General features: G+C 59.0%; 17 protein-coding genes. 5 read left to right on the top strand and 12 right to left on the bottom strand.

All coding sequences use genetic code 11. The features are described from left to right. Nucleotides 1-8: 8 nt before the first annotated feature. The 5 genes from asnS to DLM86_RS09975 all read right to left on the bottom strand — a co-directional run bounded on the left by asnS (nucleotide 9) and on the right by DLM86_RS09975 (nucleotide 5,565). Nucleotides 9-1,307 carry an asparagine--tRNA ligase gene (gene asnS / locus DLM86_RS09955; protein WP_110839862.1) on the bottom strand — a complete coding sequence of 433 codons (1,299 nt, stop codon included), beginning with the start codon at nucleotides 1,305-1,307 and terminating at the stop codon, nucleotides 9-11. 30 nt (nucleotides 1,308-1,337) lie between these two features. Next, entirely contained in the window at nucleotides 1,338-2,555 is a 1,218-nt protein-coding gene (locus DLM86_RS09960) for an acetate/propionate family kinase (protein WP_110839863.1), read from the bottom strand. Further along, a complete protein-coding gene (locus DLM86_RS09965; protein ID WP_110839864.1) occupies nucleotides 2,552-3,424 on the bottom strand; it encodes a 3-hydroxyacyl-CoA dehydrogenase family protein in 873 nt (290 codons plus the stop codon). The genes DLM86_RS09960 and DLM86_RS09965 overlap by 4 nt, the downstream gene beginning before the upstream one ends. Nucleotides 3,425-3,623: 199 nt before the next feature. After that, a complete protein-coding gene (locus tag DLM86_RS09970) occupies nucleotides 3,624-4,982 on the bottom strand; it encodes an AAA family ATPase (protein ID WP_425453960.1) in 1,359 nt (452 codons plus the stop codon). A gap of 139 nt (nucleotides 4,983-5,121) precedes the next feature. Beyond that, nucleotides 5,122-5,565 carry a hypothetical protein gene (locus DLM86_RS09975; RefSeq protein WP_110839866.1) on the bottom strand — a complete coding sequence of 148 codons (444 nt, stop codon included), beginning with the start codon at nucleotides 5,563-5,565 and terminating at the stop codon, nucleotides 5,122-5,124. A gap of 336 nt (nucleotides 5,566-5,901) precedes the next feature. Here DLM86_RS09975 and DLM86_RS09980 point away from each other — a divergent pair, with 336 nt between their 5' ends. Beyond that, nucleotides 5,902-6,273: a cytochrome-c oxidase gene (locus DLM86_RS09980; protein ID WP_425453955.1), complete on the top strand. Its 372-nt coding sequence runs from the start codon at nucleotides 5,902-5,904 to the stop codon at nucleotides 6,271-6,273. Between the two features lie 60 nt (nucleotides 6,274-6,333). Here DLM86_RS09980 and DLM86_RS09985 read toward each other — a convergent pair whose 3' ends face one another. Continuing rightward, nucleotides 6,334-6,822 carry a cell wall elongation regulator TseB-like domain-containing protein gene (locus DLM86_RS09985; protein ID WP_110839867.1) on the bottom strand — a complete coding sequence of 163 codons (489 nt, stop codon included), beginning with the start codon at nucleotides 6,820-6,822 and terminating at the stop codon, nucleotides 6,334-6,336. Between the two features lie 38 nt (nucleotides 6,823-6,860). Next, the gene (locus tag DLM86_RS09990) at nucleotides 6,861-8,162 is read right to left on the bottom strand and encodes an amidohydrolase (protein WP_110839868.1); all 1,302 of its coding nucleotides are present in this window, start codon (nucleotides 8,160-8,162) and stop codon (nucleotides 6,861-6,863) included. A 226-nt stretch (nucleotides 8,163-8,388) separates the two neighbouring features. Here DLM86_RS09990 and DLM86_RS09995 point away from each other — a divergent pair, with 226 nt between their 5' ends. Together DLM86_RS09995 and DLM86_RS10000 are read left to right on the top strand one after the other, a co-directional pair. Beyond that, entirely contained in the window at nucleotides 8,389-9,009 is a 621-nt protein-coding gene (locus tag DLM86_RS09995; protein WP_110839869.1) for a DUF47 domain-containing protein, read from the top strand. 21 nt (nucleotides 9,010-9,030) lie between these two features. Next, nucleotides 9,031-10,029, top strand: a complete 999-nt coding sequence (locus DLM86_RS10000; RefSeq protein ID WP_110839870.1) for an inorganic phosphate transporter — start codon at nucleotides 9,031-9,033, stop codon at nucleotides 10,027-10,029. A 67-nt stretch (nucleotides 10,030-10,096) separates the two neighbouring features. On the opposite strand, the gene DLM86_RS10005 is transcribed toward DLM86_RS10000, so the two are convergent. Next, entirely contained in the window at nucleotides 10,097-11,416 is a 1,320-nt protein-coding gene (locus tag DLM86_RS10005) for an FtsW/RodA/SpoVE family cell cycle protein (RefSeq protein WP_110839871.1), read from the bottom strand. Further along, nucleotides 11,413-11,745 (bottom strand): PadR family transcriptional regulator, encoded by a 333-nt coding sequence (locus DLM86_RS10010; protein ID WP_110839872.1) that lies wholly within the window; start codon nucleotides 11,743-11,745, stop codon nucleotides 11,413-11,415. Before DLM86_RS10010 ends, DLM86_RS10005 begins: the two co-directional genes overlap by 4 nt. 203 nt (nucleotides 11,746-11,948) lie before the next feature. Here DLM86_RS10010 and DLM86_RS10015 point away from each other — a divergent pair, with 203 nt between their 5' ends. Continuing rightward, nucleotides 11,949-12,674 (top strand): AzlC family ABC transporter permease, encoded by a 726-nt coding sequence (locus DLM86_RS10015; protein WP_110839873.1) that lies wholly within the window; start codon nucleotides 11,949-11,951, stop codon nucleotides 12,672-12,674. Next, a complete protein-coding gene (locus tag DLM86_RS10020; RefSeq protein WP_110839874.1) occupies nucleotides 12,671-12,997 on the top strand; it encodes an AzlD domain-containing protein in 327 nt (108 codons plus the stop codon). Before DLM86_RS10015 ends, DLM86_RS10020 begins: the two co-directional genes overlap by 4 nt. A gap of 11 nt (nucleotides 12,998-13,008) precedes the next feature. Here DLM86_RS10020 and DLM86_RS10025 read toward each other — a convergent pair whose 3' ends face one another. The 3 genes from DLM86_RS10025 to dinG are packed head-to-tail and all read right to left on the bottom strand — an operon-like array spanning nucleotide 13,009 to nucleotide 17,709. Then, a complete protein-coding gene (locus DLM86_RS10025; protein ID WP_110839875.1) occupies nucleotides 13,009-14,178 on the bottom strand; it encodes an FAD-dependent monooxygenase in 1,170 nt (389 codons plus the stop codon). A gap of 58 nt (nucleotides 14,179-14,236) precedes the next feature. Then, the gene (locus DLM86_RS10030; protein ID WP_110839876.1) at nucleotides 14,237-14,854 is read right to left on the bottom strand and encodes a redox-sensing transcriptional repressor Rex; all 618 of its coding nucleotides are present in this window, start codon (nucleotides 14,852-14,854) and stop codon (nucleotides 14,237-14,239) included. Continuing rightward, on the bottom strand, nucleotides 14,851-17,709 hold the full coding sequence (gene dinG, locus DLM86_RS10035) for an ATP-dependent DNA helicase DinG (RefSeq protein ID WP_110840236.1): 2,859 nt from the start codon (nucleotides 17,707-17,709) through the stop codon (nucleotides 14,851-14,853). The genes DLM86_RS10030 and dinG overlap by 4 nt, the downstream gene beginning before the upstream one ends. Nucleotides 17,710-17,759 lie beyond the last annotated feature (50 nt).

The raw sequence follows: 17,759 nt of genomic DNA on the forward strand, positions 1-17,759 counted from the left end.
CTATCCGTTTACGGGTATAACCGGTACAGCAGCCGCGGGAACGGAATCGTCTCCCGTACGTGATCGAGTCCGCAAATCCAGGCGACCGTCCGCTCGAGCCCGAGGCCGAAGCCGGAATGCGGCACCGTCCCGTATCGGCGCAAATCCAAATACCATTTGTACGCTTCGTCGCCGAGCTCGTGCTCGCGGAACCGGTCCGCCATCAGCTCGGGATCGTCGATCCGTTCGCTGCCTCCGATAATTTCCCCGTACCCTTCGGGGGCGATCAGATCGGCGCACAGCACGACCTCCGGACGGTCCGGGTGCGGCTTCATATAGAACGCTTTAATCGCCGTCGGGTAATGCGTGATGAACACGGGCTTGTCGAACTGCTGCGCGATTTCCGTCTCGTGCGGCGCGCCGAAATCTTCGCCCCACTCGATCGCGTGCCCTCTTTCCTTCAGAAGGGCAATGGCGTCGTCATAGGTGATGCGCGGAAACGGAGCGAGCACGTTTTCCAGCTTCGAGACGTCCCGGCCGAGCGTCTCGAGCTCCCGGCGGCAATGCGTCAGCACCGATTGCACGACGTGGGAGACGAATTTCTCCTGAACGGCCAAGCTTTGCTCGTGATCGACGAACGCCATCTCCGGCTCGATCATCCAAAATTCGATCAGATGCCGGCGCGTCTTCGACTTCTCGGCGCGGAACGTCGGCCCGAACGAATACACCTTGCCGAGCGCCATCGCCGCCGCTTCCATGTACAGCTGGCCGCTCTGGGTCAAGTACGCGTCCTCGTCGAAATATTTCGTATGGAACAAGTTCGTCGTCCCTTCGCACGACGAAGGAGTCAAGATCGGCGGGTCGACCAAATAAAACCCGTTATCGTCGAAAAATTGCTGAACGGCGCGAATGATTTGCGCCCGCACGACCATGACGGCCCGCTGGCGCGGCGAACGGAGCCACAGATGGCGGTGGTCCATCAAAAAGTCGACGCCGTGCTCCTTGGGCGTAATCGGGTAATCGACGGCGATTTGGATAATGTCCGCCGCCGTCACGTTCAGCTCGAAGCCGCTTTGGCTGCGGGCGTCCTCCCGCACCGTGCCGGTCACGTACAGCGAGCTTTCCTGCGTCAGCCTGGACGCCGCTTCCCAGACGTCCTCCGGCACTTCGCTTTTGACGACGACGCCCTGTACGAAGCCGGTGCCGTCGCGCAGCTGCAAAAACTGGATTTTGCCGCTGGACCGTTTATTGTACAGCCAGCAGCCGATGCGCACCGTTTTCCCCACGTGGCTTTTCAATTCTCGAATCGTGACAAGCTCCATTCTCATTCCTCCGTCCATTCGTCATGGTGCCGCCGTTCAAGTCGACGGCTGCAGCGCAGCTCGGGACGCCTCGAACGTATCGCGCGCGATCATGAGCTCCTCGTTCGTCGGCACGACCCATACGCCGATCGCCGAATCGTCCGCCGAGATGCGGCGGTCGCCGCCGCCCGGACGCGCATTCGCCGCTTCGTCCAGCTTCACGCCGAAAAACGTCAAATTGTCGCATACCGTCTTGCGCAGCAGGGCGCTGTTCTCGCCGACGCCGGCGGTGAAGACGAGCGCGTCGAACCCGTTCATGGCGGCTGCATAGGCGCCGATATATTTGCGTAACCGGTATTCGTACATGTCGAACGCGAGCTTCGCGTTGCGATCGCCCTGTTCCGCCGCCTCGACGATTTCGCGCATGTCGCCGAGTCCCCCGGATACGGCGAACAAGCCGCTATGCTTATTCAGCATCGAATTGACCTCGTTCAGCGACAAATCCTCCTTGTCCATCGCGAACGGCACGATCGCCGGATCGATATCGCCGCTTCTCGTCCCCATCATGAGCCCTTCGAGCGGCGTCATCCCCATGCTCGTATCGTACGACCGTCCGTGCAGGATGGCGGTGACGCTCGCTCCGTTGCCGATATGGCACGAGATCATCTTCAGCTCGGAAAGCGGCCTGCCGATCAGCTCGGCGGCCCTTCCGCTGACGTATTGATGGGACGTGCCGTGGAAGCCGTACCGCCGGACGCGATGCTTTCGATAGAAAACGCCGGGTATGGGGTACAGAAACGCCTTCGGCGGCATCGTCTGGTGAAACGCCGTGTCGAACACCGCCACCTGCGGGACGTCCGGCAAATTCGCCTCGACGGCGAGTATGCCCGTGAGCGCCCCGGGATTGTGCAGCGGCGCCAAGTCGAACAAACGTTTGATTTCCCGTTTTACCTCTTCGTCGACCCGGACGGAGCCCGAGAACGTCTCGCCGCCATGGACGACGCGATGACCGACCGCGTGCACCTGCTCCATCGATTCGAGGACGCCTTCCTTCGGGTGGACGAGAATGCGCAGCACTTTGCGGATCGCCGCCGTATGATCCAATATTTCGCTCACTTCGCGAATTTCCTGCTTGCCGGCCGGCTCGTGCGTCAGCATCGCCGTTTCCATGCCGATCCGCTCCACCTTGCCCTTGGCAAGCACCGTTTCGTGCGTCATGTCGAACAGCTGATATTTCAGCGACGAGCTGCCCGCATTGATGACGAGCACGTTCATAGCCGGTCACCGTCCTTGTCGTAGCGGAAAAAGCCTTCTCCCGATTTGACGCCCAAATGTCCCGCCCGCACCATCTGCTTCAGTAAAAACGACGGGCGGTATTTCAAGTCGCCGTATTCCCGGAACATCCGGTCCATCGCCGCGAGAACGGCGTCGAGGCCGAACCGGTCGGCCATCTCGAGCGGACCGTAGCGGAAATCGTAGCCGATCCGCATCGCCGTATCGATATCTTCTGCGGATGCGACTCCTTCCGACAGCGTATGCAGCGCTTCATTGATCAGCGTACAGATGAGCCGCGTCGTGACGAAGCCGGGCGATTCGTACACCATGATGCCTTTCTTCTGAATCGTCTGCTCGACGAAGGCGCGCACCGTCTCGTACGTTTCGACGGACGTTCGAAGCCCCCGGACGATCTCGACGAGCGGCACTTTGCCGACCGGGTACAAAAAATGCAAGCCGATAACGCGCTCCGGCCGCTTCGTCTCCCCCGCCAGCTCGGTCAAGCTGAGCGTCGACGTATTGCTCGCGATGATCGTCCCGTCCGGCAGTACCGCGTCCAGCTTGCGGAAAACGTCTTTTTTCGTCTCCAAATGCTCGGTGACGGTTTCGACGATCATTTCGCAATCGGACAGCTGCTCGTACGCGTACGTTTTATGAATTTTGCCCAAGATGAGCTTCTTCTCGGCTTCCGTAATATCCCACTTTTCAAGCCGCTTGCCGAGGCTGATTTCGATCATCGCCCAAGCGTGCTCCAGTTGGTCCGGGCTTCGCTCCAGCAGCAGGACGTCGATTCCTTTGGAAGCGAGCATTTCCGCGATGCCTTGTCCCATCGTACCGGCGCCGATGACGCCGACCTTTGAAATTTGCACGGCCCCTTCTCCCCCCGATTCTCGATGCGCGACCTTTTACCGCTTCCGTACCTAAATCGATCATACACCGAAAGGAAAAAGATTTCATCCGCCGACACAAAAAAGTACCGATTCGCCGCCGGTCGCGCATGCTTCTCGAAAAAAACAAAAAACTTCAGCGTAAAACGCTGAAGTTTCGTCGCATCGGAAGGAATCGGCGTCATGCGGACGTCTTTTCCTCTTTCGCGTTTGCCAGTAGTATGCGAAATTGCTCGCCGGACAATACTTCCTCGCGGATCAGGATGTCCAGCGACTGCTCGAACACGTACCGGAATCGCTCCAGAAGCTCCCGCGTACGGCCGTGCAGCTCGTCCAAAATCGCCGCATTTTCCTTCATGAGCTCTTCCTTCGTCACCATCTGGCGATCGATAATGCCGAGTCCCGTCAAACCGGAATCCATCATCGTCCGAACGAGGTGCAGCGCCTGGTCGAAGTCGTTGCGCGAGCCGGTGCTGCGGCCGCCGTAGAACATTTCCTCGGCGACGGCGCCTCCGAGCGCGATCATGATCTGCTGCTCGAGCTCGGTACGCGTATACAGGTACTGGTCCTGCTGCGGGTTATGCCGCACGTAGCCGAGCGCCTGGCCGCGCGGGCTGAGCGACACCATCGACACCGAGCCGGGCTTGACGTTCTCCGCCGCGATGGCGTGTCCGAGCTCGTGCAGCGCGACGCGCTTGCGCTCCTCCATCGTCGACTCGCGGTCCGTCTTCTCGCCCATCATCACCTTGTCGATGGCGAGCGAGAAGTGACGCTGGCCGATCGACGTCTCGCCGTCGCGCATCGCGTAGATCGCCGCCTCGTTCATGACGCTCTCGAGCTGGGCGCCGGAAAAGCCGAACGTCTCGCTTGCCACCCGCTCCAAGCTCGCGTCTTCGGAAACCGGCTTGTTTTTGGCGTGAATTTGCAAAATGTGCATCCGCCCTTTTTTGTCCGGCAAGTCCACCTGGATATGCCGGTCGAACCGTCCCGGGCGAAGCAGGGCGCTGTCCAGCATCTCCTTCCGGTTCGTGGCCGCCACCATCAAAATGCGCGGCGTGTTCGCCGTATGGATGCCGTCCATCTCGGTCAGCAGCTGGTTCAGCGTCTGGTCGTATTCGCGATGCTGGCCGCCGTCGCGCTTGCCGCCGATGACGTCGATCTCGTCGATGAAAATTATCGCCGAATCTTTGCCTTCCTTCGCCGCACGAGTACGCGCTTCCTTAAACAGGTCCCGGACGCGGCTCGCGCCGACGCCGACGTACATTTCCACGAACTCGCTGCCCGAGGCGGACACGAATACCGAATTCGTATAATGCGCCGCGGCCTTCGCCATAAGCGTCTTCCCCGTTCCCGGAGGACCGGTCAGCAAAATGCCCTTCAACGGCCGAATGCCGAACTTGCTGATTTCCTCGTGCTTGATCAAAAAGTCCAGCGCTTCCTTCAGCTCGTTTTTCGCCCGGTCCTGGCCGCCGATGTCGTCGAACGTCAAATACGTCGGCGTTCGGCTTTTGCTTTTGCGCTCCGAGGAAGCGGCGCCCATACTATCCCGCATCCGCGTAACATAGAATAGAGAGAACAAAATAACGCCGGCCAATACGATCGGAACGACGTTCACGCCCATGAACACCAAAAAGGCGAGCAGCACGGGCACGAACCCGATCAGCATTTCTTTCCCGAGCTTACTCATTCGGCCACACCCCCATCTGCCGCGGCTTGCGGGGAAGCTGCAAAAACTTGTCGTGCTGGCCGTCCGTCAAGTGAACGTATACGTACGTATCGTCCATTTCGGTCGAGACCGACAGGCCCGGATACGTTCCTTTCTTCGCTTCGAGTGCGGCCGGTATCGCCGCGTACCGTTTGCTTTCCATCGCTTCCGCCACCTCGAACAAGGCGTTGGACCACCAGCGGTCCAGCTCCGGCGTGCTCGAATCGCGGACGATCAGCTCGACGTCGCGGTCGCCGATAATCGAGCCGCCTTGGTCGACGATCGATTTGTAAATTTCCCGGATGTTGGCGTCCGGCTTCGGTGTCAGCTCGACGGTTACCGCATCGCCGCCGATGCTCACTTGCGACTGCTCGATGCCCGGCTGCTCCGCGACGATGCGGGACAACGGGTTTTCCATAGCCAAACTATCATATAAGAACCATCCTCCGAACAACACGGCCGAAGAGACGATAACGCTCGTTAAAACAGGCAAGAGACGCAACTTCACGTGACGTCCCCCTTTCTAAACGTGTAATTTGATAGATCCGATCGATATATTCAAAGTATATCACAATAGCTATACGAATGCCGATGCAATGTGTGGAAACGTGCTTTTGCCGGAGCGAAAAAGGATTCGTTCGCCGTGTTTTCCGGGACATTGGCGCATGAAAAAAGGGAATCGCCGACCGGACGTCGAATGGCAGCTTGCTGGAAGATCGTAGGAACCGCCAATTTGATCGGGGAGGAAATGAACGTGGGAGCTCGATTTTTGAAAGTAGCCGTCGTCTATTTTTTGATCGGGGTCGTTCTCGGACTGGCGATGGGCATCGCCAATGCGTTCCAGTACACGTCGGCCCATGCGCACATCAATTTGCTCGGATGGGCGTCGCTCGCGCTTTGCGGCGTCATTTACACGCTTTATCCGGAGGCCGGGCGGGCGAAGCTCGCCGTCGTGCAGTTTTGGCTGCATAACGTCGGCTTGCCGGTGCTTGTGGTAAGCATGCTCTTTTTCGCGAACGGCATGGAAGCGGCGGGCATTCCTTGTGCGGCGATCGGGGGGTTGCTCGTCATCGCGTCGGTCATCCTGCTCGTCGTGAACGTGTTCGCGCGGGTGCAGCCGAAGTAACGTCGGCGAGCACGTCAAAATGACCGGCAGGCGATTCTTCGCCCGACCGGTCTTCTTTGCTTACTTATGCTTGCTCAGCCTCCACGTATCGAGTTCTTCGCCGTTATCGAACCGATAGTAGCCGTAATAGTACCGCTCGCCGTCGTCCTCCCGGCGCTTGTACAGCACTTCCCACAAGTACGTCCCGTTCAGTACCCCGGGGAGCGCCCGAAGCACTTCGTTGGCCGGATTTTGCCCGGTTACTTTCCGCTTCGCCTCGTCTTCCGAAATGCCCGCATCGGCGTACTCCATATGCGCTTCGCCGCCGTCCACCCACGCGATCGCGTCCTTGCCTTCGGCGTCTTTTCCGAAGGCGATCATATACGCTTTTTCGCCGACGAAGCTTTCGACGCGGTCGACCGACTTCATGTACGTGCTGGACGTGACGGTCGCGATCGCCGCGCTGCGCATGTCCCATTCCTCGTTATGGATCGTCCGGTAAAAGATGACGAGGGCGACGACCGACGCGACGAGCACCGCCGCCGCGCCCAGCGCAATCTTCTTCCACATGTCCCGGATTCTCCTTTCCTTGAATACGCGGGTCCGGTTCAATCGCGGCCGATCAGGTTTTCGAAGCGCGCCTGCGCCTCGTATTTGATCCGTTCTTCGTCAAGCGTCAGGCATTCGCCGTCTTTGACGAGCTGTTTGCCGTCGACGAACACGTCGGTAACGTCTTTGGCGGAGGCGGAATAGACGATGTGGGATATATAGTCGGATTTCGGTAAAAAATGAGCTTGATCGATATCGAGCGCGATGAAGTCCGCTTTGCTTCCGGCTTCGAGCGTGCCGACGCCGTCGAGCCAGATCGAGCGGGCGCCGTTCGCCGTCCCGAGCTTGAGCGCTTCCCGCGCCGGCACGGCCAGCGGATCGCCGCTGACGCCCTTATGGATGAGCGCGGCGAGACGCATCTCCTCGAACATGTCCAAATTGTTGTTGCTTGCGGCGCTGTCCGTGCCGAGCGAGACGAGGACGCCCGCCTTGAGCAGGTCCGGCACGCGCGCGACGCCGCTCGCCAGCTTCAAGTTGCTGCCCGGGTTATGCGATACGCGCACGTCGTGAGCGCGCAGCGTCTCGATTTCGGCGTCGGTCAGATGAACGGCGTGCGCGACGAGGCACGGCCGGGAGAAAACGCCGAGCTTCGCGAGATGGTCGACCGGCCGAAGGCCGTACTGCTTCTCGTTCTCGAGCACCTCGAACAGCGTTTCGGACATGTGCGTATGCATCGGCAGGTTCAGCTCGTGCGCCGCCTCGACGAACTTCTCGATGAAGTCGGGCGGGCACGTGTACGGCGCATGCGGCGACATCATCGTCGTGATGCGGCCGTCGGCTTGGCCGTGCCAATCGCGGGCGAACTGGATCGCCTCGCGGCGCTTCATCTCCTGCACGTCGGGCGGGCAATGGCCGATCGCACCGCGCGTCAGGCAGCCGCGCATGCCGGATTGCTCGACGGCGCGTGCCACCTCGTCCATATGGTCGTACATGTCGACGAACGCCGTCGTCCCGCCTTTGAGCATTTCGAGAATGGACAGGAGCGTCCCCCATCGGACGTCTTCGCCGGTAAATTTCGCTTCGTTCGGCCACATCTTCTCCTGCAGCCATACTTGCAGCGCGAGGTCGTCGCCGTAGCCGCGCAGCAGCGACATCGCGGCGTGCCCGTGGGTATTGACCAGTCCGGGCATGTACAGCTTCCGGGCACCGTCGACGATGTCGTCGAACGTTTCGGACGGGTCGGGAGCTTGTTCGCCGATATAAGCGATCTTGTCGTTTTCGATAATCATATTGCCTCGAACGATCGGCGCTTCGTCGGTTGCGGTGACGAATACGCCGTTTCGGATCAACGTCTTTGCCATGTGCGCGATCAGCCTTTCGATTTAAGAATAAGAACGGCTCCGTTTCTTTACGTTACCAATGTACCTCGACCGCCCGTCAAAATCAAGCGAGTCCGGCCGTTTCGTCGAATCGAGCAACAAAACGTCGAATGCGTGATTGCTTTTCCCCTTCCGGATATGATAATTTTAATTTTGTGTTAAGAAAGACCATTCTGCATTTCAACTCGCATTGGGGGTTATCGGCTTGATGATTTTCAATAAAAAGGGCGAGATCGACTTCTTGAATCTCCTCATCCAGAGCGCGGAGAATACGTTGAAGGGCGCGCAAATGTTCCGCAGCGCCATGATGGGGGACAAGCCTCCGGCCACTTACTACGACTCGCTCAAGGAAATCGAGAACGTCGGCGACTCGTTCACGCACGAAATTTTCAAAGGCTTGAACAAAGTGTTCATCACGCCGCTCGACCGGGAAGACATCATGGAGCTGGCCGTACGGCTGGACGACGTCCTTGACGGGATCGAAGCGTCGATCGCGCGATTCGACTACCTCAACATCGCGTTTACGAACCAATATATGAAAGACTTCTCCGAAGTGCTCGTGTCGTCCTGCGAACATCTTCTCGCCGCCTTCAAGCTGCTCGCCAAAAAGAAATATATCCAAATCCAAGAGCACACCGTACATATCAACAGCTTGGAGAACGAAGGCGACCGGCTGATGCGCGAAGGCATTCGCGAAATTTTCACAAGCCCCACCGATCCTTACCACGATTTCAAGCTGAAGGAGCTATACGAACGGCTCGAACAAACGACGGACTGCTGCGAGGACGTCGCGGATATTTTGGACAGTGTCGTGCTTCGCTACGCTTAATCCACCGGTTAGGAGACCATCATGCTTACTCTGATCATCTTTATCGTCTTCTTGGCGCTGTTGTTCGATTTCATCAACGGCTTCCACGATACGGCGAACGCGATCGCCACTTCGATCTCGACGAGGGCGATGTCCCCCCGCTTCGCGGTTTTGTACGCGGCGGTGCTCAATTTCGTCGGCGCCATCCTCTCGTCGGAGGTAGCGAAAACCGTCGGCGGCAAAATCGCCAACCCGGCGCAAATCGACAACGGCATCCAGGTCGTCATCGCCGCCCTGATCGCGGCCATCTTCTGGAATTTGCTCACCTGGTATTACGGTATTCCGTCGTCGTCCTCCCATACGTTGATCGGCGCCTTGGCCGGTGCCGTTATCGCCGGAGCGGGAACCGATTCGCTCAATTGGGGCGGCTTTCTGCAAATCATCTACATTTTGATTTTGTCCCCCATCATCGCGTTCGCGGTCGGTTTTCTCGTCATGGGCATTATCAAGTATGCCATTTTGCTCGGGGGCAACCGTTCCCGCTCGAAGCTGAACCGGGTGTTTCGCTCGTTCCAGATCGTCTCCGCCGGCCTGCTGTCGTTTTCCCACGGAGGCAACGACGCGCAGAAGGCGATGGGCATCATCGTCTTCGCCCTCGTCGCCGGGGAGTATCAGACGGGGCTGGACGTTCCGTTATGGGTAAAAATTTCGGCTGCGGCGGCGATGGGTCTCGGCACCTCGATCGGCGGCTGGAAAATCATTAAGACCGTCAGCAAAAAGATTATGAAAATCGAGCCGGTCAACGGATTCGCGTCCGACTTGACGTCCTCGATCATTATTCAGACGTCGACACATATCGGACAACCTTTGTCCACGACGCACGTCATTACGTCGTCGATCATCGGTACCGGCAGCGTCATCCGCTTCAAGGACGTCAAATGGGGTACGGTCGGTCGGATGGTCATCACTTGGATCATTACGATCCCGATCAGTATGGTGCTCGCTTTCTTGCTGTACAAGCTCATATTCGATTTGTTCTGAAAAACGAAGCAGGCTGTCCATCGGTCGTCTCAGACCGGCGGGCAGCCTTTTTCGTCTTGTCGGCCCTTCAGGTGCGCAGACCGTTTTCGGCCGGCGCCACCGTTTTGGTACGAAAGACGGCAAGCGACAGTCCTATGGCCGACAGCTCCAGCACGAGGTGGCTGAACCCGTAGCTGACAAAGGGAAGCGGAATCCCGACGATCGGCACGGCTCCCAAAGACATGAGCAGGTTGTACCCGGTCTGGATGCCGAGCAAGGCGGCCGCCGCGGTCACGAGCAGCCGGCCGTATCCGTCCCGGATTCGTCGGGCAGAACGGATCATCCACCAGCACAACAAAGCGAAGCCGCCCGCCAAAGCGATACCGGCCGCCCAGCCGAAACTATAGACCAAATAAGCGAATATGTAATCCCCGTGGATGTCCGGTACATTCGGCACCGGTACGGCAAACCCGTTTCCGAACCAGCCTGCGGCTCGAATCGACTTTTCCAGCTGGACGTTCATGTAGCCTGCGCCAAGCGGGTCCCGGTCGGGATAAAGAAACGCCGTCAGCCGGGTCAACCAATCGGCTCGATTCGGGAGAGCGACCGCAAGCATGAAGGCCGGGAAAAGCAGCGTTTGTCCGATCGCCTTCCACCGGCTTTTCGTTGCCGCCGCGCACAGAATCGTATAGACGGTCAAATACAAAGCCAAGCAGGGCAGCCGGGACAAGCCGGCGAATAAGAGCGTGGGCACGACCACCAGCGCGATTCCGGTCGTCGTCCAAAACCTCGGCTTGTCCCGCCATTCCATCAACAAACCCGCCGCCGCGACCAAGAGCAGGTAGGTGGCGAACCAAGCCCAATCGACCCCGAAGCTTCCGAACGCGAAGTAGGAAGGGCTTCCGTTTACCGTCACCCCGAACGGACGGCATACGATCAATCCGCCCACCGCCAACGCATAAATCGCCCAGGAATAGGACGACAGCTTCCGATAAGGAAGAAAGGAAAGCGTCAACAGGAGAGCGAAGCCTACGATAACGGAAACGAACTTGTGGGAAAACAGACTGTCTACGAGCTCCGGACGGTTATAGCGCATGCTGAGTCCGACCGCGTAGATGGCGAACAAACCGAACCCGGTAATCGCCGAAACGGCGGCGAGCAACCCTCCGTTCATTCGGGGTCGATGAATGCGATGCATCTGTTTGCCGATGTCGACAGGGTCCCCCATACAGGCGATCGCGTGACGAATCGCCTCGTCCCGGCTGTCGCCGAATGCCTCCCGCTCCGCCACAAGCTCTTCGATATGGCCTTCGAGCTCCCGGCGAATGTCGTCGTGCATCGCTTTCGCCTTGATTTGCGAGCAGACGGCTTGCAGAAAGCCTCTGACCGATTCATGATCGCGGATCATGTCCTTCCCTCCCTCAATACAAGGTCAACCGCGTTCCGGAACTCGGACCACTCCCGTTTTTTCTCCTTCAGGAGGCTCCGCCCGTCGTCGGTAATCCGGTAATATTTGCGCTTCCGGCCATTGGCCTCGCTCCAATACGCCTCCACCCAGCCCTCTGCTTCCATGGCGTGCAAGATCGGATACAACGTGCCCTCCTTCAAGGCGAACGCCCCTCCGGACTTTCGCTCGAGCTCCTTCAGCATCTCGTAGCCGTACAGGTCGCCGCGATTCAACAACGACAGCAGCATCGTTCCCGTGCTTCCTTTCAACAGCTCTTTGTTCAAGTCCATCCTCCTTCCATGATATAATACCTAGAATAACTATGCATAGGATTACTATGTATAAGAATAACCGATTGCGTTCCTTTTGTCCAATCCGCGATTGACTTTGTTCTCAGCCGTTATATTATAATAAATGTACGTTATAACGGACGTCAGTTTTTGAATTTCCGATTGTCCGCCCTTTACCATTATCTGATAACGAGGGATCGCTTATGAACGAAACATGGCGCGAAGCTCGCCCGGCGAGACGTGCGGATACGTTCGGGCAAGGCATCAGAGACTGCGTACCGACGCTGCTCGGGTATGCGAGCATCGGGTTCGCTTTCGGCATCGTAGGCGTCTCGTCCGGCCTCTCGATGCTCGAAGTCGCCTTGCTGTCCGTTCTCGTCTACGCCGGATCGGCCCAGTTTATTTTTTGCGCCCTTCTGGCCGCGGGGAGCCCGGCATCGGCCATCATTTTGACCACTTTCGTCGTGAACCTGAGACATTTCCTGCTCAGCCTGACCGTTGCGCCTTACTTGACGCACTATTCGCTGCTTCAAAACGTCGGCTTCGGCAGTTTGCTCACCGACGAAACGTTCGGCGTGGCGGCCAGCCGGATCGCGGAGCAAGGCCGTTTAAGCGACAGATGGATGAACGGCCTGAACGTGACCGCCTACCTGTCCTGGATCGCCTCCTGCACGCTGGGTGCGGTATTCGGCCATTGGATCGCCGAGCCCGAACGGTTCGGGCTCGATTTCGCGCTCGTCGCAATGTTCGCCGCCCTGCTCGTGCTTCAGCTCCAAAGCGTGGAGAAATCCAAGTGGACGCATTGGTTGTCCGTCGTACTTTACATGGTCATCGCCATGATCGTGTTCAGCCTGTTCGTACCGTCGTACGTCGCCGTGCTGCTGTCGACGGTCGTCGTCGCGACCATCGGGGCGGTGACCGAACGATGAATACGACCTTATCGATGATCGGGCTGATTGCGGGATGCGCATTCGTAACGCTTTTGCCTCGCGTCCTTCCCTTTTTGCTCGTCCGCACCGTCCGGCTGCCGCCTTTCGTGCTGAAGTGGCTGTCCTACATTCCGGTCTGCATTTTGACCGCGCTCGTCGTCGAGAGTGCGCTTCTCGAATCGGGACAAGGGACGGTTGCGATCGACTGGACGGTCGTCGTCGTCTTGATCCCGACTTTTCTCACGGCGATTCGCACGAAAAGCTTATCCGCGACTGTCGTCGTCGGGGCGATTGGCATGGCGGCAGCCCGCATGTTGCTCTGAGCGCTTCTCCTTCAATCGACGTCCGCTCCGACGATGCCGTCCAGCCGACTCGCCAGCACGGCCGGCGGAACGGTCCGCAGCATCCAATTCCGGACGGCGATGGCGATTCCGTTCTCCAGCTGCATCAGCTTGCCCATTCGTCGCGACTGCTTGACGATCGCGGTCGTGCGCGGGATCCGGGCCCGCTCGTACGCTTGCAGCGCTTTGGCGACGTCCGCCGTTTCCGGCCGCAGGCTTCGCGCCAGCACGATCGCGTCCTCGAGCGCTTGCGCGCCGCCTTGCCCCAAGTTCGGCATCATCGGGTGCGCCGCGTCGCCGAGCAGCGTCGCACGGCCGTACGACCAACGGGTCAGCGGCTTTCGATCGAACAGGTCGTGCGCCAATATGGCCGATTCCGCGGTCGCGTCGATAACGGCCCGGACCGGCTCATACCAGCCGCGAAAGTGGCGCTGTGCCGCTTCCTTGCGCTCCTTCGGCGACAGCCGGTCACCCGGCGGCGCGTTAATGGCGGCAAACCAAAAGACGCGCCCGCCGCCGAGGTGGGAAAAGCCGAACCTTCGGCCCGGGCCCAGCGCTTCGAAGCCTCCGCCGTCCTCGACGGCGTATCGTTCGTCGGCGTATTCGCATAGGCCGCGCAGCGCGGTAAATCCGCCGTACCGGAGCGGCTCCGGCCCGACGAGCCGTTCCCTCGCCGCCGACCGGACGCCGTCCGCTCCGACGAGCACGTGGCCCTCTACGCGCGTGCCGTCATGGAACAATGCGGCAACCGTCCGCGCATCCTGCTCGATCGCCGCAAGCTCCTTTTCCGTCCGGACCTCGCTTCCGCCCGCCTCCGCCCAACGCCGAAGCAAAATCGAACGCAGCTCCGCCCGGTGAATCAAGTAGCTGTGCGTCCCGTACCGGGCCGCTTGCCGCAAGGCCGGCAGCTCGACGAGCAGCTTGCCGTCCCATGTACGGATTTCGGCTTTGCCGACGGCGGCTCCCCGCTCGGCTACGGCTTCCGCCGCGCCGAGCTTCGCCAGCGCCTTCATCGCGTTGGCCGCCAAGACGATGCCGGCCCCGTTGTCCGCCGAGACGGACGCTTTGTCGAACACGTCGACGTCCCAGCCGGCCTCCCGCAACGCGATCGCCGCGCTCAAGCCGCCGATCCCAGCACCGATGACAATCGCTTTTCGCCTCATCCCGTTCCCTCCATTGGAAAAAAAACGGCGGGGAACGAATCCCCGCCGCGCTTCCGGTTTATAAATAGTAGGCGAGACTTTGCAGCTCGGTCGTAAAGTCCGCATGATGGACGCGAATCTCGCTCGGCACCTTGATGATGACCGGAGCGAAGTTCAGTATCGCCTCCACGCCCGCTTCGACGAACTGGTTGGCGACGACCTGCGCTTCGAACGCCGGCACCGTAATGATGCCGATGCGCACCTTCAGCTCCCGGATCGTCTCGACGAGAGCGGACATCGGCAGAACGGTCAAATTGTTGATCTGTACCCCGATTTTTTCCGGGGAGCTGTCGAATACGGCGACGATTTTCATATTGTCGCGAAGATACGCGTTATAATTGCACAACGCCCTTCCCAGGTTGCCGGCGCCGACGAGAGCGACCGGGATAAGCTGGTCGAGCTTCAAGATTTGCCGAATTTTTTCGATCAAGTAGCCGACGTCGTATCCGATTCCCTTCTTGCCGAACTCGCCGAAGTAAGCCAAATCTTTGCGAATTTGCGCCGGATTCAAGTCGAGCTTTTGTCCCAAGTCCTGCGACGATACCATCTGTACGTTGCGACGGCTCAATTCGTTCAAAAAGCGCAAATAAACCGGAAGGCGGCGAACGACCGCCTCGGAAATTTTCGGCGTCTTCATCCGTTCTCCCCTCCCATCCAATCGGAAATTCGCGATACGAGATGCTGCGTGCTCAAATGCTCGATTTTCGGTCCGGGCAGCGAATACAGGAAGTTGCGTCCGTACGACGTTTCCAGCACCCGCGTATCGTAAATGACGACGACGCCGCGGTCCTGCGCCGTCCGAACGAGACGCCCGAACCCTTGCTTGAACCGGATGACCGCCTGCGGCACCGACAGCGCGGTAAACGGATTGAGGTTGCTTTTCTTCAGCTGCTCGCTCTTCGCCTCGACGAGCGGATGGTTCGGAGGCTGGAACGGCAGGCGGACGATCGCGAGACAGGTGAGCGCCTCGCCCGGAATGTCGACGCCCTCCCAGAAGCTGCTCGTCCCGAGCAGGACGCTTGCCGACTGCGACCGGAACAAGCGGATCAGCTTGCTCCGGTTGCCGCTGTCGACGCCCTGTCCGAGCACTTGGATCGCGTGCGGCTTCAGCTTCTCCTTCAGCTCGGGATGAATTTGCTTGAGCATCCGATGCGATGTAAACAGGACGAGCATCCGGCCTTTCGTCTCGACGGCGACGTCGGCGAGCGAGCCGACCAGCGCATCGATGAAGGCGGCGTCGGCCGTCGCTCCTTTGACGCTCGGGAAATCTCTCGGAATGAGCACGAGCGCCTGCCGCCGGTATTGAAACGGCGACGGCAGCTGTACCGTCTTCACCTTCGTCTCGTCGGAAATCGGCTGCAAGCCGAGCTGCGCCGCGCTGTATTGGAACGACTTGTTCACCGTAAGCGTAGCCGAAGTCAAGACGACGCTGTCCTTCGTATCGAAGAAAAACTGCTTCAGCAGCTGGCTGACGTCGAGCGGGACGGCGAACAGCTGCACCGATTTGCTCTTGTAAAACGGCGACGCCTCGATCCAGTAGACGTAGTTCGGATCGGACATGCGCAGGAAGAAGCGCAAAATGTCGCGCTGGCGGACGAGCTGCTTCACCGATCCCGACAAGTCGGTCAGCACGCTGCTCGTCGTGAATTCGTCCGATTCCTCCTTCAGCTCGGAGACGAGCCGTTCCAGCTTTTTCGCGATTTCGGACGTTTCCAGATAGATGTTCTCCTCGATGACGAGCAGCGGCTCCCAATGCTTCGGAAGCGATTCCGGCTTCAGCCGCAGCACGTACTGCCCGCTTTCGCCGCCCGCCGCGTCGTTCCGTTCGGAGACGAGCAGGTACAGCAGCTCGGTCAGCTTATCCCATTCTTCCTTGATCCGGACGATGCGCGGATATACCGATTCGATCGTTTCGTTCCATTCCGACGCCTTCTCCTCCGCGCCCCGGTCGAGCCGGAATTGAAGCGAAGGAAGCTGGCCGGTCTTGGCGTCCTTATACATCCACAGCAGCGTATTCAGCATGGACGCATAGTGCAAATCCATGCCCAAATGCTTGCTGGCCACTTCCTCGAAATGGTGCGCCTCGTCGATGACAAGCTGCTTGTAGGCCGGCAGCAGCCGGTTCTCCGCTTGAATATCGGTGAACAGCAGCGAGTGGTTCGTAATGACGACGTCGGCGATGTTCGCTTCGTGGCGGGCCCGGTGATAAAAACATTTTTTATACCAAGGACACATCCGGTTCAAGCACGAATCCGTATCGCTCGCCACCGTGCTCCAAAATTCGGCTCCGCGGTTCGCGAAGTACAGCTCCTCGTCGTCCCCGTGCTCCGTCTCGCTCAGCCAGACGACCATTTGGGCGGCCGTAACGCGATCGTCCTTTTCGCTGGCGAAGTCGCGGTTGTACAGCTTTTGCTCGAATTTGCGCAAGCATAAGTAATGGCTTCGTCCCTTCAGAACGGCCGCCCGAAACGGAACGGGGAATATGTCCTGCAGCAGCGGAACGTCGCGCTGCCGCAGCTGCTCCTGCAAATTGATCGTGTGCGTGCTGACGATCACCTTTTTATTTTCCTTGACCCCGTGATACAGCGACGGAATCAGGTAGCCGAGCGATTTGCCCGTACCGGTCCCCGCTTCGACCATCAAGTGCCGGTCGGACGCGAACGAGGCTTCGACTTCCCGGATCATTTGCTCCTGCGCTTCGCGCTCCTCGAAGATGTCGAACTTCTCGCGCAAATTTTGCTTGATCTTCCCGTAAAACGGCTCGAAGGCGCCGATCCCGCTATCCGCTTCCCCGTCCTCGTCCTCGCGCGCCGGCTTCTCCTGCTCCCAATCGTTCACGTTCAGCACGTATTGGCGAAAATACCGATGCGTGTCGGGATCGAGTCCGACGTCGATCTCTTTGCGCAGCCGCATCTCCTGCAAAAACCAGCCGAGATCGCCCGGATCGTTCTCGAACAGCTGCGCCAGCTTTTGTACGGTCAACAGGGGCAGCGAATCGAACCGTTCGAGGCAGCGAAGCCAGACGAGCGCCGTCGCCTCGGCGTCGCTATCCGCCTGGTGGGGGCGATCGTGTTCGATGCCGAACGCTTGCGTCACCATCGACAGCTGAAGGCTCGTCAAGGTCGGGAACAGCATGCGCAGCACGGGTATCGTATCGAGCACGCGTCCGTCGAACGGCAAATAACCGCTCTTCTCGCACGCGTAGCGCAAAAACATATGATCGAAGCCGGCGTTGTGCGCGACTAGCGCACTGTCGGCCAGAAGCGGAAGCATGTCGGACAAGACGTCCTCGATGGCCGGCGCTTCCGCCACCATCTCGTCGGTAATGCCCGTCAGCTGCACGATAAATTCGGGAATCGGTTTGCTCGGCTTGACGAGGGAGGCGAAACGCCGGGTAATCGTTCCTTCTTCTATAACAACAAGACCAACCTGTATGATATCATCCGAAGGTTGGTCTCCCGTTGTTTCAAAATCGATAACCGCATATTTCATCCGGTGTCGTTCCATCCCTTCTTCGCGATTCCTTCTTAGCATACCAAATT

It is taken from the genome of Paenibacillus flagellatus, assembly GCF_003217775.1.
GTDB lineage: Bacteria > Bacillota > Bacilli > Paenibacillales > NBRC-103111 > Paenibacillus_AB > Paenibacillus_AB flagellatus.

Bases quoted from the DNA above. Each gene is read 5' to 3' on its own strand.
- DLM86_RS10005 (WP_110839871.1), bottom strand. From the start codon at position 11,416: ATGATCCGCGATCATGAATCGGTCAGAGGCTTTCTGCAAGCCGTCTGC.
- DLM86_RS09975 (WP_110839866.1), bottom strand. From the start codon at position 5,565: ATGGAAAACCCGTTGTCCCGCATCGTCGCGGAGCAGCCGGGCATCGAG.
- DLM86_RS10030 (WP_110839876.1), bottom strand. From the start codon at position 14,854: ATGAAGACGCCGAAAATTTCCGAGGCGGTCGTTCGCCGCCTTCCGGTT.
- DLM86_RS09995 (WP_110839869.1), top strand. From the start codon at position 8,389: ATGATTTTCAATAAAAAGGGCGAGATCGACTTCTTGAATCTCCTCATC.
- DLM86_RS10020 (WP_110839874.1), top strand. From the start codon at position 12,671: ATGAATACGACCTTATCGATGATCGGGCTGATTGCGGGATGCGCATTC.
- DLM86_RS09970 (WP_425453960.1), bottom strand. From the start codon at position 4,982: ATGGGCGCCGCTTCCTCGGAGCGCAAAAGCAAAAGCCGAACGCCGACG.
- dinG (WP_110840236.1), bottom strand. From the start codon at position 17,709: ATGAAATATGCGGTTATCGATTTTGAAACAACGGGAGACCAACCTTCG.
- DLM86_RS10025 (WP_110839875.1), bottom strand. From the start codon at position 14,178: ATGAGGCGAAAAGCGATTGTCATCGGTGCTGGGATCGGCGGCTTGAGC.
- DLM86_RS10015 (WP_110839873.1), top strand. From the start codon at position 11,949: ATGAACGAAACATGGCGCGAAGCTCGCCCGGCGAGACGTGCGGATACG.
- DLM86_RS09985 (WP_110839867.1), bottom strand. From the start codon at position 6,822: ATGTGGAAGAAGATTGCGCTGGGCGCGGCGGCGGTGCTCGTCGCGTCG.
- DLM86_RS09960 (WP_110839863.1), bottom strand. From the start codon at position 2,555: ATGAACGTGCTCGTCATCAATGCGGGCAGCTCGTCGCTGAAATATCAG.
- DLM86_RS10000 (WP_110839870.1), top strand. From the start codon at position 9,031: ATGCTTACTCTGATCATCTTTATCGTCTTCTTGGCGCTGTTGTTCGAT.
- DLM86_RS09990 (WP_110839868.1), bottom strand. From the start codon at position 8,162: ATGGCAAAGACGTTGATCCGAAACGGCGTATTCGTCACCGCAACCGAC.
- asnS (WP_110839862.1), bottom strand. From the start codon at position 1,307: ATGAGAATGGAGCTTGTCACGATTCGAGAATTGAAAAGCCACGTGGGG.
- DLM86_RS10010 (WP_110839872.1), bottom strand. From the start codon at position 11,745: ATGGACTTGAACAAAGAGCTGTTGAAAGGAAGCACGGGAACGATGCTG.